Origin of the sequence: Neoluteolibacter marinus, from assembly GCF_014904755.1 — a bacterium.
Lineage (GTDB): Bacteria > Verrucomicrobiota > Verrucomicrobiia > Verrucomicrobiales > Akkermansiaceae > Haloferula > Haloferula marina.
The window spans coordinates 25,278-40,594 of record NZ_JACZFQ010000101.1; the positions used below are offsets into that span (position 1 = coordinate 25,278).

The following is a 15,317-nucleotide window of genomic DNA, read 5'->3' on the forward strand; positions in this document are numbered from 1 at the left end:
CCGCCATGCGCACCGCCCTTTTCCTGATCGCCCTCGCCGCCACCTCCTGCACCGGCTACCAGCTCGGCGGTGCCAAGCCGGCCGTTCTCCGCGACGTGCGGAACATCAACGTCCCGATGTTCCAGAACGACACCCTCCACCCGCGCGCAGAGGCCCTCGCTACCAGCGCCGCGGCCGATGCCATCGTGCTCGACGGCACCTACCGCATCACCGACATCGACAAGGCCGATGCCATCCTCAGCGGCACCGTCCACACCATCACCTACACCCCGCTGCGCTCCACCCGGCTCGACACCCTGCGCCCGGAGGAACTCCAGAACCAGGTGACCATCAACTGGACCCTCAAGGACGCCCGCGATCCCATGAAGGTCCTGGCCTCCGGCAGCTCGACCGGCTCCAGCCGCTTCTTCGTCGACTCCAATCTCCAGACCTCCCGCAACAACGCCCTGCCCGACGCCCTCCAGCGCGCCAGTGCGTCGATGGTGTCGCGCATCGCCAACGGTTTCTGACCCCATGGTAGAAGACCCCGCCGGCGGCCGCTTCGTGCTCGTCCCCACGCCCATCGGCAACATGGGTGACATCACCCTGCGGGCGATCGAGGTGCTGAAGGAGGCCAGCCGGATCGCCTGCGAGGACACCCGCCATTCCTCGCCGCTGCTCGCCCGGCTCGGCATTTCCGGCAAGCCGCTGGTTTCGCTCCACGACCACAACGAAGCGCGCCGCCTGCCGGAGCTGCTCGACGCCGTGCGCGGTGGCGAAACCGTGGCCGTGATCACCGACGCCGGAATGCCCGCCGTGTCCGACCCCGGCTACCGCGTCGTCCAGGCCTGCATCGAACAGGAGTTGCCCTTCGAGGTCCTGCCCGGCCCCTCCGCCGTCCTCGTCGCCCTGGTCGGCTCCGGCTTTCCGGTCCACGCCTTCCGCTTCCTCGGCTTCCTGCCGATCAAAAAGGGCAAGCGGCTCGCCATCCTCGAGGACTCGCTGGAAACCGAGGGCACCAGCATCTTCTTCGAATCCCCGCACCGCCTGCTGTCGACCCTCGAGCTGCTCGCCGGCAAGCACCCCCATGCCCCGTGCTGCGTGGCCCGCGAGCTGACCAAGAAATTCGAGACCTACCACCGCGGCAGCGCGGCGGAGCTCCTTGCGCACTTCCAGGCGCATTCCCCGAAGGGGGAGATCGTGTTTCTCGTCCGCAGCAGCTGACCGTGGGGGGGGGCAGCCCGATCTGTGCCCCGTTGATGTCAGGATTGGCACCCGCGTGCCGCCAGCCAGTCGGCAAACAACACCTCTCGGTCGGTGGGCTCAAGGTGAGCGTGAGCCGGATCGCCGCGGAGGAATTCAGCCCACAGGGGATGCCGTCCCACGACCGGGAATTCCTTGCGTAGATTCGCCAGGTGTTTCACGGAGCTCTCCCGGTTCTTCAAACGGTGGAAGTCCGACTCGTCGAGCCGCAGCTGGACGACCCCGCAGCCCGGACATGCATGAAGCTCCAATTCTTCCCGGCATTCGAAATCCGGCCGGCGTGTTCCCATGATGCGCGCCGCGGCCACTCCGTCCGGATCGAATCGGGCGGGTCCCAGATAGGCCAGCGGCGAGGAACAATGAGGGCAAGTTTTTCACGGCACGACAGGATCGTTTTGAAATCCGCCGGCAGATTACTTCCGCGGGGCAGCAAACCGGAAGTCCACGATTCCGTCTTCTTTCCCCTTGGCACTTGGAACTTTCCTCCTGGCACTTCAAAACCACCCCGTGCTCGCCTTCTCCACCTGCTGGAACAACTCGCGTCATCACGACGGCGAGGCGATGATCGACGAGATCCTCGAACTCGGTTTTTCTAACATCGAGCTGTCCCACGGCATGACCATCGCGAAGTTGCCGGGGATCAAGAAGGCCTACGAGGCCGGGAAGTTCACCTGCTCCGGGGTGCACAACTACTTCCCTTCGCCGGTCGAGGTGATGATCGATGCCCCGGATGCCTACGAGTACACGTCACACCGGCCCTTCGACCGCCAGCGGGCGATGGAGATGACCCTCAAGACCCTCGAGCTCGCCGCCCAGTTCAAGGCGCAGTACCTGGTGCTCCACATGGGATCGGTGCCGATGAACCACCGCAAGTGGACCAAGCGCCTGACCGCCATCGTCGCCGAAAACGGCCGCAACGGCGCCGACTACGCCGCCGGGAAAATCGCCTTCGTGAAGAAGCGCGAAAAGATCGCGCCGCTCTACTACCGGCGGGCCATCGAGGCGCTGGAAGAGATCGCGGAGAAAGCTCAGGAGTTCGGCGTGAAACTCGCGGTGGAATCACGTTCACGCTTCGAGGACATGCCGACTGAACGCGAGATGATCCGCCTGCAGGAACATTTCCAGGACCACCCGTGGGTCGGCTACTGGCACGACTTCGGCCACGTACAACTGAAGCACAACCTCGGCCTGCTCGATCACCAGGAGTGGCTGCGGCGGATCTCCCCCCACCTCATCGGCGGCCATGTCCACGACGTGAAGTGGCCGGAGCGGGACCACCAGGTGCCGTTCACCGGCACCCTGGAATACGAGAAGCTGCTGCCTCACTTCCCGGCGGGTTGCCCGCTGGTCTGGGAACTCAGCCCCACGCGCCGCTCCGCGGAAATCCGCGACGCCCTGGTCGTCTGGAAACACCAGTTCCCGGACCGGAGCTAGCCGGACCTCAGTTGCCCGGACCGTCGAAGGGCGGCTCGAGGATAAGCTCGTCGCCCGGTTGCGGCTGTGCTTCGGAGAAGCTGCCGAGCGGATTGGCAATCGCACCCTCGATGCTCACGTCGCCGACCCGCAGCTTGCCGAGGATGCCGGTGTTGCGGCGGATGCAGAGGACCGTGCCCGGCTGGACATTCTCCTGCATGATGATGTCGAGCGTCGCGAAGCCGCCGAACTGGGGGTCTTCGACCCATTCCTTGATCCGGGCAATGACCAGGGAATCCTTGATCATGCGGGCGCGGCGCAATTCCTGGTCGCGGCTTTCGAGCATCTTGCCGCCGACGAAGGCCGCTTCCTGGTCGGCGGTCTCCGCATCGCGCTCGGCCTTCTCTTTCTCCGCCTGGAGCAGGGCAATCTGCTCCTGCATCGCGGCGATCTCCGCCGAGTTGGCGGCCGGTGCGGGCGCCTGGACCGATTCCTGGAGAATCCGCCGCTGCCGTTCGGTCTCAAGGCGATCCTGTTCGATCTGAAGCTCCTGAAGCTGGCGCTGCATGTCGATCAACTCGGTTCCGCCGGCGCCGTTCGCAGCGACCGGGGCGTTCTTGTACGAAACAGCCAAGGCCCCCAGCAGCAATGCCACCGTGGCTCCAAGCAGAATCTTCAGCGTGTCCATGGCGCGGAGCCTGTGCGGCCACCCGCAGCTTGTCAACGCGATGGCACCGGGGTTAGACGGCGGACCTTGAGCCGCCGCCAGTACTTCCGGTCGGTGGCGTCGGCAAAGGACTTTTCCCAGGACCGCAGGGCCGAGAGCGACAATACATCGGCCCCGCCCACCAGGGTTTCGTTCATGCTCGCCGGCGTGGTCACCGAACGGACAACCTGGAATGCCTCCCGGAACGAGGCCCGGGTCCGGACCTGCATTGCCCGGTGCCCGGCACCGTTGACCAGGTTGGCGAGCAACAAGCCGCCCGGTGCCACCAGGCGCCGGAGCGACTCGATCTGCCGGCTGTCGGACCGCCCCGGCCGGAAGACATCGTCGGCACCCGCCATGTAAACGTCATCGATGACGACATCGAAGCGCTCGCGACATCGCTCCACCCAGGCGTAGGCGTCGGCGAAGTGAATCTCGATCCCCGAAGCCGCGAGGCCCATGTTCAATTCCGCCAGCGCGACGATCTCGGAATCGATGTCGACCGCCACCAGCCGGCACTCCGGCAACAGGTGGCGCAGGATCCTCATTGCCGTGCCGCCCGCCAATCCCAGCATCAGGATCGACGCCGGCGGATCGCCCGGCCGGAGCAAGGAAGCCGCGGCGATATTGTCCCACGCCAAGCCGGTGAGGTAGCGCTTCTGGTGCCACCAGGCATGGATCGCCCCGGCGACGCGGAACTCGCACTGCCGCTCCGATTTCCAGATCTGCACCTGCTGGAAGGCGGTGTCGACAACGGCGTGGCAGCTCAGGGGCATTGGTCCAGCAAGGGGCGGAAACCCGGCCGACGGAAGCGAAATCCCCGCCTGGTGGCGTCATCCGGAACGGCGCTGGATACGCACTTTCGTTTCCACTGATTGATCAATCACATCGCTTGCCCTGCTCAATGCACTTACCTAACAGCCCGGCCGATCCGTCCCCCGGGAGTTTCACCAAGGGCTGGGAACCCGGCATGTCATCCGCCCAAGCTACGAGACCACGGCCTAACGGCAACTAACATAACTTGCGCCCCACCAACCCCATGCGTCGGTTTCACTATGACGGCGCAGAGCCACAAGATCCAAGCGTCCCGGGCGTGCCGGAGCCCTCCCGCCGGCCCTGAGAGAACCGCGTGATCCTTTGCGCGGGGCATCACCGGTGCCTTCATCCTGCAACCCCGTTTGCACATGGAGGCTCCGGATCTGTCCCGGGGCGCTGCAGGTCACTCACCAGGCTGCCCGCCGGGCAGCCCGGGTCCATGGAAACCGCTGGTCACCCCACCCGGATCTCAGGCCCGACACAACGCCATGAAAATCCCCCCTCCCCTGTGGATTGCATGCAGTTTGATTCTCACCCATGCCCAGGCCATCGGCCCGATTTCCGGAGCAGGCTCTAAGGTATGGCTCGCCCGTTTCAACGCGAACGATCTGGTCCCGACCCAGGATACGGATCGCGACGGCCTCACGAATGAGGACGAGGCCCTCGCGGGAACCGACCCCCGCGACCCCAACTCGAGGCCTGCCGCCACCATCCTGTCGCTGGACGCATCGCAGGTCGTCATCGAAATCACCGCCCAGCCCGGGAAAGGATACCGGCTGCAGCGCGCGCTCTCTCCGGCCGGGCCCTGGCAAGCGCACGGAAAGACCTACCGCGCCGACGAGGAGACCCTGCGGATCACCACCGCGCGCCTGGAAGACAGGGGCTTCTACATCTTCGAGGTCAGCGACCTCGACAGCGATCGCGACGGCATCTCCGACTGGGACGAGCGCCAGTTGGCCGGCTTCGATCCCGACGATGACGATTCCTTCTCCACGGGACACAAAAACGGCGATGCCGAGGCCTTCGACACGATTTTTGGCAGCCTCCAGGACGGACATCTGACCGTCACGGCAACAACGACCACGGCCTATGAATCGGATCAAAGTCCCGCGATACTCACCTTCACCCGTGACACCGGGATCGGGTATCCTTTCACCGTCTTCGTCCAACCACAGGATGCGGATGATCCCACGAAGTCGTCGGCCAAAGCCAGCGACTACCACCTCGAGGATGAAGGTGGCGGGCCGGTGGCGGATCGCATGGTCATCCCCGCGGGCCAGACCGATGTATCACTGAAGATCCTCGCCACCAAAGATCACCAGCGGGAGGTCCCGGAGGAGCTTCATCTGGTGGTCGGCGGCTCGAACGTTGGCGCGACGGTTTTCCTCCGCGATGCGATTCCCACCCTCGCCAACCAGCAGCTGTTCCTTGCCGATCTTCGCCCGGTTCCCGGCTCCGGATCACGGGGAAGCGGAACGGCCGTCGTCTGGTTGCCCGCGGACAATGACATCGCCAGAATCTGCCTCTCTTTCACCACCCTGGATTCCCCGGTCAGCGCCATCCGGATCGAAGACCCCGGCGGCAGCGGGATCCATGCCCTCGTCCATGGCGGATACGACGGCCAGGACTGGCCGCTGCGCGCCGGCGGCAACTGCCCCACCGATCAGGCGGTGCTTGACGCTCTTTGTTCTTCGGCGCTCTCCCTCTCGATCCAATCCGACCAGCACCCGCTCGGCGAAGTCCGCGGCACCTTCCATCCGGCGAACGGAACGATCGAATTCGAGCCGCCTCCCGATCCGGCCCCGGTCCAGCCCTTGGCCGGAGAAGCGCTCGACCGGGACATCGTGCGCTTCTTGAACCAGGCAACCTTCGGCGCCACCATGGCGGACATCGAGAACCTGCGCGTGCTCGTGGCAGAACACTCGGGCGACCGCTTGGCGGCCTTCGGACAATGGATCGACGATCAGTTCGCGATGCCCTCCCCGTCGCTGCTGGCCTACCTCACGGCAGCGGACCGCCAGGAGATCGAACTCAGCGCCAGCCTGCCGTCGGATCATCCGGATTTCAATCCAGCCTTCGAACCCGCCTACCACAACCGCATCCGCGGATGGTGGTTGCTGGCCGTCCATGCTCCGGATCAGTTGAGACAACGGGCAGCCTTCGCCTTGGGCGAGATCTTCGTGGTGTCCGACCACGATGCCGTCATCCGTTGGCGACCCCATGGCATGGCAAACTACCACGACATGCTCGCAGCGGGTGCATCCGGAAGCTACCGCAAGCTCCTGGAAATGGTGGCCATCCATCCGGTGATCGGCCAGTATCTTTCCCACCTTCGCAACGACAAGGCCCTCCTTGACGAAGATGGAAACGCCATCGTTTCACCGGACGAAAACTTCGCCCGGGAGTTGCTGCAGCTTTTCTCGATCGGACTGACCGAACTCCACCCCGACGGTTCCCTGAAAGTCGGCGCCGACGGGCTTCCCATTTCCACCTATTTCCAAAGGGACATTTCCGAACTCGCCCGGGTGTTCACCGGATGGTCCTTCGGAACCATCAATAGCCCGCCGACCAGCAGCACCACGGCAACCAACAACAACTTTTTCCAGGGCGACGGCATCACCAGGCTGGAAGCGCAGTGGACACATCCGATGGCGATGTTTCCCGACCATCACGATGACGGGGAAAAGCACATCATGTCCCTGATCCTTCCACCGGGACTAGGCGGTGAGGAAGACTTGGAACGGCTGCTCGATTTCCTGGCAAACCACCCCAACACCGCACCCTTCATCTGTCGCCGCCTCATCCAGAGGTTCGTCACGGCCAAGCCCACCCGGGGATACGTGTTCCGGGTATCGTCAAGATTCGTGGCCAGCGGCGGCGACTTGAAAGCCACGATCAAGGCCATCCTGCTCGACCCGGAAGCCCGCATGCCCGACATCCCATTTGCCGGGAGCGCATCGGGCAAGAAGCGCGAACCTCTCCTCCGCTTTGTCGCGTTCCTTCGTGCTTTTGACGGGGCCTCCGGCTTCAGGCTGTCGGATCTCGCCGCCTACGGCTACCCCGAGGACGAGTTGATGAAATTCCCGAGCGGCGTCACCAGGGTGAGAATGGGAAGCACCGACGCCTGGCTCAGGCAGACACCCCAGTCTGCCCCGTCGGTCTTCAATTGGTTTGGGCCCGACTACATTCCACCGGGGATCCTGGCCGAGAATTCCATCGTCTCCCCGGAGTTCCAGCTCCTCGACGAGAGCAGCGGGTACCAGGAGCTCAACTACCACTATCTGGCAACATTCGATCTCTTGCGAACCTCCACCATTCCCGGACAGGAACTCCCTCCACAGAACTACACGATTACCTCCCAGTTCATGCGGCTGGACCTCACGCCCCTCGTACTGCTCTACATGCAGATCGTCGACACGAACGGCGACGGCAAGTTCGACCACCTCGACGCCAGCTTCAACAACCCGCCGTCGATCGAAGCCGCATGCCGGTCGGTGATCGATCGCATCGACCTGCTGCTATGTGCGGGCCGTTTGAAGGCCACGGCGATCGGCAACTCATCCCAGGCCCGCGGAACGATCCTCGCCACGGTCTCGTCAATCCGCTCCCAAAGCAACGGCATCGAATCCGCTGAAGTCCAGGCTGCATGCATGGACACCCGGATCAGGAACGCCCTGTGGCTGGTCCTTTCTTCCTCCGAGGCGGCTATCCAAAAATAATCCAATACGGCCATGAACCATCGATACAAATCTCACCGCACCACCCGCCGGACCTTCCTGCGCGAGGGGGCCTGCGCCTCGCTTGGACTGGCCGGACTGGTCAACGCGCTGGCTCAACTGCGACTGATCACCGCCGCGATGGCCCAAGGGCTTTCCTCCCCCAGTTACAAGGCGCTGGTGTGCCTGTTCCTCAATGGAGGCAACGACTCGAACAATCTCCTGATACCTGCCGGCGACCCGGCCAGCGACCCGCTGCGGGCCGACTACGAGCGAGGGCGGAGCATCCTCGCCATCCCCCACGAGAGCCTCCACTCGATCGCCGTTCCGGAGAACACCGAGGCCTTCAAGCGGCACCACGGCAACTTGCTTCCCGCGATGGGCATTCACCCGTTGGCTCCAGAACTAGCCGGCCTTTTCGACGCCGGTGATCTAGCCTTTATCTGCAATGTCGGCACCCTCGCCTATCCGGTTCCAAGTCGCCAGGATTACCTCGACCGGGCGGTTCCACTGCCAATCCAGCTCTTCTCCCATCTCGACCAGATCTCACAATGGCAGTCGTCTGTCGCGGACAAACCCACCACTTCGGGATGGGGAGGCCGCGCCGCGGAACTTCTCCATGCTTCCTACAATGACCCTGCGTCCTCCAAGGTCTCGATGTCCATTTCGCTGGATGGGATGAGTTCGTTCCAAACGGGCACCGCGGGCGACTTGATCCAGTACATCGTAAGACCGGACGGCAGCCTATCGCTCAGCGGCTTTGATCAGTTCGCCAATGACGGCATCCCCTACGACGCAGCGATCAATCCGGACGGTAGTTACAAGAACACGGACCCCGGCAAGCGTCTGAAGTGCTTCGACGACATCATGCACCAGGCGCACTCGAACCTCCATGAGGAAGCCTATTGCGAGATCATCACACGCGCCCGCGCCACCGAAGGAGTCATCGGTGCCGCGCTCACGGGATCGGCATCCTCCGGAGTCGACTTCGACGGCATCTTCTCCAACGCCGACACGCGCCTCGGCAGGCAACTGAAGACAGTCGCCAAACTCATCGCCAGTCGCTCGATCCTCGGCAACAACCGGCAGATTTTCTTCTGCCAGATGTCCGGCTACGATACCCACCAGACCCTGCTGGGTACCCATGCCGACCTTCTTCAGGAACTCGCCGGATCCATGAAAGCGTTCCGCGACGCGTTGCAAGCGCTGGGGGTCTGGAACGACGTGACCACCTTCACGGCATCGGATTTCAACCGGACCTTCAACCCCAACAGCACCGACCCCGCCACGGCCGGCTCGGACCACGCCTGGGGAGGCCACGCGATGGTGATGGGGGGAGCGGTGCGGGGAGGACGGATCTACGGTCACTTCCCCAGTTTGAAAACCGGCAGCGCCGAGGGCTCGGTCGACACCGGCAGCCAGCGCGGCCAGTGGATCCCCGACATTTCCGTCGACCAGTATTCGGCGGTCCTCGCCTCGTGGATGGGTGCGGGGTCCAACGAACTGGAGGCGATCTTCCCCAACCTCCATCGCTTCGACGATCCGTTCACCGTCGCCAGCGCCAACATGAATTTCCTCTAGACCCGCAAGCTCCATGAACTGGATCCGAAACAACCGGAGGATGATCGTCGCCGTGGCGTCGGTTGCCATGTGGCTCTTGTGGCCGGACGCCCCTCCCGCGCCCCCGACCCGGGACGCTGCCATCGTCATGAAAAGAGCAACGCCCCGTGCCCCCTTGCGTCCGGCACCTCGCGGAATCACCCGCCTCGATGTCGCCGACCAGGCGACCGTGCTCAATGCTCCCGGCTACACGGTGCACGATGACATCGCGTTCATCGAGTTCCTGCTCTCGCAGTACGCCCGCCATCATCAGGGCAACCCGGTCGGGGACAACCGCGAGATCACCGCCGCCCTGCTGGGAGCCAACCCGCGGCGGCTTGCCTACCTGCCCGGCCGCGGTCCTTTCCTCGACCGCGAGCTGCGGCTGATCGACCGCTGGGGAGTCCCCTATTTCTTCCACGCGATCTCCGCCCACCGCATGGACGTGCGTTCCGCGGGACCCGACCGGACGATGTGGACCAGCGACGACATCGTCCACCAGCCGGGAATGTGACCGGCGTCCTCGCGGCTGTACGGCGCAGCGGAAGTTCCCGCTTGGCATCGATCCGGAAATCGACACCCTCCGCCGCGCCGCGGGAAAGCCGCGGCACCTTTCGGGAAGCCCGTGGCACGGGCAGGAAATCGATGGGGAATCCGGTGAAATTCCGGAGCGGTACCGCCACTGTGATCCACGGGCCTGACAGGCCCATGGCAGCCAGATCGCCAGCCTGACAGGTTTTGTCTGAAGGAACCCGCGGAACTCGGGTTCACGGATACCCACCATACATGCAAAGACATCAGAAGGCGGACGGTCGTTTCCGGCCGCTCGCGTCGGTCCCGGGCCCTTGGTTGGCGACGGGAATCACCTTGGCCACGGCACTTCACGCCGGTGCCGAAATCGAAGACACGCTGGACGACCTGATCGTCTCGGCCTGGCGCATGCCGGCGGACGCGACCCGCATCACCTCGTCGGTCACGTCCCTGGACCCCGGCGACCTGGAGGACCGCGGCATCCTCGATTTGAAATCGGCGCTCAACGAGGTGCCGGGCGTCATCTCGACCTCGACCGCCGCCCAGACCGGTGGCGTCGGATCCCTCTTCATCCGCGGCACCACCACGGCCTACTCGCAGGTCCTGGTCGATGGCATCCGGGTCAGCGACTCGACCGCACCGCTCGGAAACTTCCTCTCGGGCGCCCGGGTCGATGACTTCGACCGCATCGAGGTCCTGCGCGGCCCGCACTCCGCCATTCACGGCGGGGAAGCCGTCGGCGGCGTGATCTGGCTCGAGACCGATCACGGCGAGGTCGCTCCTTCGACCCGCCTGCGCGCCGAAGCCGGATCCTTCGACACCCTCGGCACCCATGCTTCGACCCAGGGCAGAGCCGGCGCCTTCTCCTGGTTCGCGGCCCTCGGCCACGACACCACCGCCAACGACGCCCAACTCCAGCGCTACGACCAATCGCGCGGTGCCCTGCGGGCGGAGTGGCGCCAGAGCGACGCGCTGACCCTCGGCGTGACCTTCCGCGCCAACGACTCCCGCTTCGACTACCCGGCTTTCGGCGCCAACACCGACCACCTCGACAGCCAGCTCGGCACGGTCTACGCGAAAGCCTCGCTCGCGCCCGGTTGGGATGCCCGCTTCACCGTCGGCCACTACCGCGAGAACTACGACAACGAGAACTTCGGGTTCTTCGGGGCCTCGAACTACGGCACGGACCTCGATCGCACCAGCGTCTCGACCGATCACTCCGTCGCGCTGGGAGACTGCTACACGCTGCTGTGGGGAGCCTTCTTCGAACACACCGACTTCCGGAACTCGATCGGCACCGACCTCGGCAGGAACCGCTACGGCGGCTACACCGGCTTGGCCTGGAAGCCCCTCGACTCGCTCTCCGCCGATGCCGTGATCCGCTGGGAAGACTACGCCGCCTACGGTGACGAGATCACCTGGCGCACCGGCGCGGCGTGGCAGGCCCCGCGGATCGGCACCATCTTCCGCGGTGGTATCGGCCGGGCCTTCCGTGCCCCCACCTACCTCGACCTCTACGGCACCGCCTTCGGTGCGGGCAATCCGAACCTGGAGGCGGAGGACAGCATTGGCTGGGACTTCGGGATCGAACAGGAGATCGCGGGCGATCACCGCCTCTCCCTGACCTGGTTCGAGAACTCGATCGAGAACCGCATCCGCTCCTTCCCCACCCCACCGGTGAACCTGCCGGGAGAAACCCCGGCACGCGGCCTCGAAACCGCGATCGCCGGATCGTGGTGCGACGGCGCCTGGCGCTACCGGATCGCCTGGACCTACCTCGACGCCTCGCTGGCCGATCAACCCGACCACACCGCGAACGCCTCGCTCACCTGGAAGCCGGCGGAGAAATGGTTGCTCGGGATCGGCGCCAGCTACGTGGACGACCGCTCCTGGGGAGGTCTTCCCATGGAAGATTACTTCCTCGTCCGGCTCCATGGCAGCTATCAGGCCACCGAGCAATTGCGCCTCCACGCCCGGGTGGAGAACCTCTTCGACAGTTCCTACCAACTGGCGAATTTCGCCGGCTCTCCGCCCATTGAGGGCGCGGGCCTCGGCTTCTTCGGAGGGATGACCCTGGACTTCTAAGGCCACCCGCCCGATCGGGGGCACGCTCCACCCGGAGCGTGCCCTTTTTTCGTTTTTGTGGGCTGAAATGCGCCCGCTGGAAAATTTTATTCACATCGTCGTCCCTGACTATCAGCGCCTCCTTGCGCACGAATTTGGGCGACTTTCTGCCTTGAACCGCCCCAGAAGCGCCGCTCTGCGTCCTCGCAGAATCCCCTCCCTACCGGGCATAGCGGTCATCTATCTAATCAAATGGAAGTATCAATAACTCCATTTGATCCTAAAAACCAAGCAGTCCGAGATCATTTGAAGTCACGCAACACAATATAATAACCTCTTGCTCAAGGACTTACGGATCGTCATACCTAACAACATGACGTTCACCCCCTGCGTCCCGCTGCTCGCCACGATCAACGCCATGCGTCCGGTCTTCATGATCGTGATGGGGGCGTTCCTGCTGCTGACGATCTGGCGCATGACCCGCGGCACCCACGGCTGGACGCCAAAGGTCTTGATGGCCGGGGCAATCCTGCTCGCCTTCGGCTATTCGGTGGTGCTGCCGCTCTACCATGCCGACGTCCTGCCCAAGCTTTCCCAGGTCGGCTTCTTCTCCCCGAACTCCGACGTCGCGATGGGATGGCACATCGTGAAACTCGTGGCGATGAACGGCGGCTGGATGCTGTTCGGGCTGGGTCTCGCCATGCACGCCGGCATTTTCGAAACCGAGAAGTCGCCCGCTCCGGTTGAATCCCCATCCACCTCCCCGTTCCATGGACCTGCTGCTTGAGATCCTCCTGACCAAGACCTTCCTCTTCGACGCCTTCGGCGTGATCGGGCTCGGCCTGCTGGGCCTCGCCGCCGTGCGGCTCTCGCAGCGCTATCAATCATGGGGCGGCTCGCTCCTGTCCTCGGGGGCCCTGCTTTTGCTGCTGGGCCGGCTGATGGCGCTCCTTCGCCCGCAGATTTTCACCCCGGGCCTTCAAGATGCGCTCGGCCGCTCGATGAGCGATGTCCTCCTGCTCGCGCCCACCGCGCTGATGACCATGGGCCTCGCCGGCATCGTTTGGGGGCTGTGGGGCCACGAACAATGGCTCCGCGAGGAACGATAGAAGACTTTCACCAACGACTTTTCCCCCGGACAGCGGCGGCACTTGCTCAACGAGCGGGTGCCGCCCGTTTTCTTTTAAGGGGAACGCACCTAAGGAGCGAAAATGAGAGCTCCGATTTAGCGAACCGGGACACTTGAAATGTTTCCCGTGTTGACCTGTCAGCGATCTCCCCTGGCGTGAAGCCCGGCCTCGACCTCGGCCCGGATTTCCGCGGGGACCCATTGGTCGAGCTTGGTCTCCAGGGAGTCCTCGTGCATACGGAGCCTGAAGATCAAGGCATCGAAGTACAGGGCACGGATCGCCGGATCCGACGCAACCGTGATGCGATCGGCGAGCGTCCCGGGGGACAGGGAGGGCAGGGAGTTCTCGGCGGCCTGTACCGCGTGGCCGCCTCCCTGGTCTTCCGGGATCTCGAGGATGCGGGAGAGGGCCTCGAAACCGAGATTCGGATCCGCGCCGGGATCATGCGCCGACATCAGGGCGGAGGCGACAGCTTCATCGCGGGAATTGACGGTGAACACTCCGGGGTCGATCCGGGGAGGGAGTTCACCAAAGTGGGAAAGGAGGCCGACGGGATCCTCCTTCGCCTTGGCTTCAATCCACAAGCGGCGGAGCTCGCCGGTCCGGGGACCGAAAGCGTGGCGCTGGATCAGGTCCCATACGAGATCCAGCTGCCGGGAGATGGCCGGAGACCAATCGATCCATGGGTTGGTCAAAAAGGGATCGTCCCTGAGCCAACCCGGATCCGCCATCGCAGCGCGAAGGGCCGACTCCAGGTCGATCTCCGCCCATTCGGCGAGGAGGGTGGATTGGATTCCAATCCGGGTGTCGCGGGGAAGCTTGCCGTCCTTCAAGGACTCCCAAGCGGCGGAATATGCCTCGGTGGGCAAACTGGAGGGATTGCGGAGGACTTTCGAGGCTCCGTGATCAAGGGACGAGGGCGGCCGAGACTGCAATGGCGACCGCCCGGAGGTATCCAAGACCGGCAGGTTGCCAGCCTCGTCGACGGGCTTGGCCCTGGATCCTGCCACTCCAAGGGCCGCGCCGAGCAACAGGACGGCGAGCTTTGTGCGCCAGGATTGGAAAAAAGCGGTCATGGAGGGGCGGGGCGGCTAGTCTCCATCAAGACCTTGAAGGACTTTGGTCAGCCGACGAACGCGGACAGCTTCGGCGGGACTGGATGTCTCGTGGGCTTTGGCGATGATCTCCAGGTTGAAGTCCCGGTCCGGCCCTGGGGCCTGCTGCTCGACGAAGCGGGTGAAATCGCTTTCATATAGGCTCAGGTAAATCACCGCCTTTTTCCTATGGAGCCGACGACGCTGCCTGCTCTCAGTCGGATCCTCGGAGTAAGGAATGGACGCAAGGAAGCGAAAGTACTGTTCTGGCCCAAAATCCTCGGCGATATGGTCCAAGGCGTCGTATTTCATCTGGATGGCCTTTGGCTGAGGTACGTCTTCGAGGAGGACCTCCGCGCGGAGGGGGTCGTGATCGACGAGCTCCCTGTAGATTGTCCTGAGGAAGGCCGGGTGAGTGGCGTGATCCGGAAGCCGGGCCGCGAGGAGGTCGCGGATCTCAAGGGCGTCCATGCGACCGTGGCGAAAGGCGTAGGCGAGGTCCGGACCATTCTTTCCGTTGATGAGAGAATCGAGGTCCCTTGAGACCAGGATGTCAGCCTTGGCGAGGTACGCCTTCTCCGGATCCGTGATCCGCTTGAGGGTGGCGGTTTCATGGACGTCGCGATCCTCGAACTCTTCCTCGATCCGGGCGTCCAGAGACGCCGTCTCCCATTCGGGGCGCTGCAATGCTTCCCCGGAATCGCGCCGGGTCATGAGCCGGGCGAGGATCTGGCGGCCGCCGGGGACATCGAGGCGGGGGCGGGGCGTCTTGGAGGGAAGGGTGGCGGACTCCTCCGCGTGATCCTTTTTCCCGACGGGAACAAGCGGCGACAGCAGGGTGGCGATCCCCCACCCCGCGAGTCCGAGGGCGAGGTGGACGAGGGCGGATCGAGCTTTTGCCATGGGAGGAGTTGGAGGAAAGCCGGGGACGGGCGTCAAGGAAGGATGGAGGGCGGGACGAGGGGCTTTTTCCTCCTCGCCGGGTCGCGGTGGCGGTGCCAGATTC

At 64.2% G+C, this 15,317-nt stretch carries 13 protein-coding genes and 1 riboswitch; of the genes, 9 read left to right on the forward strand and 4 right to left on the reverse strand.

The window, feature by feature from the left end:
* Positions 1–5 precede the first annotated feature (5 nt).
* From lptE to IG178_RS19900, 3 genes are all read left to right on the forward strand, one after another.
* Complete coding sequence (gene lptE / locus IG178_RS19890; RefSeq protein WP_193214336.1) at positions 6–509, forward strand: LPS assembly lipoprotein LptE; 504 nt, start codon at positions 6–8, stop codon at positions 507–509.
* Between the two features lie 4 nt (positions 510–513).
* Complete coding sequence (gene rsmI / locus IG178_RS19895) at positions 514–1,203, forward strand: 16S rRNA (cytidine(1402)-2'-O)-methyltransferase (RefSeq protein WP_193214337.1); 690 nt, start codon at positions 514–516, stop codon at positions 1,201–1,203.
* Positions 1,204–1,749: 546 nt separating this feature from the next.
* Positions 1,750–2,676, forward strand: a complete 927-nt coding sequence (locus IG178_RS19900; protein ID WP_193214338.1) for a TIM barrel protein — start codon at positions 1,750–1,752, stop codon at positions 2,674–2,676.
* A 7-nt stretch (positions 2,677–2,683) separates the two neighbouring features.
* Here IG178_RS19900 and IG178_RS19905 read toward each other — a convergent pair whose 3' ends face one another.
* Both IG178_RS19905 and IG178_RS19910 read right to left on the reverse strand, forming a co-directional pair.
* Positions 2,684–3,343, reverse strand: a complete 660-nt coding sequence (locus IG178_RS19905) for a hypothetical protein (protein WP_193214339.1) — start codon at positions 3,341–3,343, stop codon at positions 2,684–2,686.
* A 32-nt stretch (positions 3,344–3,375) separates the two neighbouring features.
* Positions 3,376–4,137: a spermidine synthase gene (locus tag IG178_RS19910; protein ID WP_193214340.1), complete on the reverse strand. Its 762-nt coding sequence runs from the start codon at positions 4,135–4,137 to the stop codon at positions 3,376–3,378.
* A 528-nt stretch (positions 4,138–4,665) separates the two neighbouring features.
* Between IG178_RS19910 and IG178_RS19915 the strand changes: the two genes are divergently transcribed.
* From IG178_RS19915 to IG178_RS19940, 6 genes are all read left to right on the forward strand, one after another.
* Positions 4,666–7,896, forward strand: coding sequence for a DUF1800 family protein (locus IG178_RS19915; protein WP_193214341.1), 3,231 nt, complete (start codon positions 4,666–4,668; stop codon positions 7,894–7,896).
* Positions 7,897–7,908: 12 nt separating this feature from the next.
* Positions 7,909–9,474 carry a DUF1501 domain-containing protein gene (locus IG178_RS19920; RefSeq protein WP_193214342.1) on the forward strand — a complete coding sequence of 522 codons (1,566 nt, stop codon included), beginning with the start codon at positions 7,909–7,911 and terminating at the stop codon, positions 9,472–9,474.
* A 13-nt stretch (positions 9,475–9,487) separates the two neighbouring features.
* On the forward strand, positions 9,488–10,006 hold the full coding sequence (locus IG178_RS19925) for a hypothetical protein (protein WP_193214343.1): 519 nt from the start codon (positions 9,488–9,490) through the stop codon (positions 10,004–10,006).
* Between the two features lie 118 nt (positions 10,007–10,124).
* Positions 10,125–10,226: riboswitch (adenosylcobalamin-variant (AdoCbl-variant) riboswitch) on the forward strand.
* 52 nt (positions 10,227–10,278) lie between these two features.
* Positions 10,279–12,108, forward strand: a complete 1,830-nt coding sequence (locus tag IG178_RS19930; RefSeq protein ID WP_193214344.1) for a TonB-dependent receptor plug domain-containing protein — start codon at positions 10,279–10,281, stop codon at positions 12,106–12,108.
* A gap of 352 nt (positions 12,109–12,460) precedes the next feature.
* Complete coding sequence (locus IG178_RS19935) at positions 12,461–12,874, forward strand: hypothetical protein (protein ID WP_193214345.1); 414 nt, start codon at positions 12,461–12,463, stop codon at positions 12,872–12,874.
* Positions 12,858–13,196, forward strand: coding sequence for a hypothetical protein (locus IG178_RS19940; RefSeq protein WP_193214346.1), 339 nt, complete (start codon positions 12,858–12,860; stop codon positions 13,194–13,196). Before IG178_RS19935 ends, IG178_RS19940 begins: the two co-directional genes overlap by 17 nt.
* Before the next feature lie 158 nt (positions 13,197–13,354).
* Here IG178_RS19940 and IG178_RS19945 read toward each other — a convergent pair whose 3' ends face one another.
* The gene (locus IG178_RS19945; RefSeq protein ID WP_193214347.1) at positions 13,355–14,293 is read right to left on the reverse strand and encodes a hypothetical protein; all 939 of its coding nucleotides are present in this window, start codon (positions 14,291–14,293) and stop codon (positions 13,355–13,357) included.
* A gap of 15 nt (positions 14,294–14,308) precedes the next feature.
* Positions 14,309–15,250: a hypothetical protein gene (locus tag IG178_RS19950; protein ID WP_193214348.1), complete on the reverse strand. Its 942-nt coding sequence runs from the start codon at positions 15,248–15,250 to the stop codon at positions 14,309–14,311.
* Between the last annotated feature and the right edge of the window lie 67 nt (positions 15,251–15,317).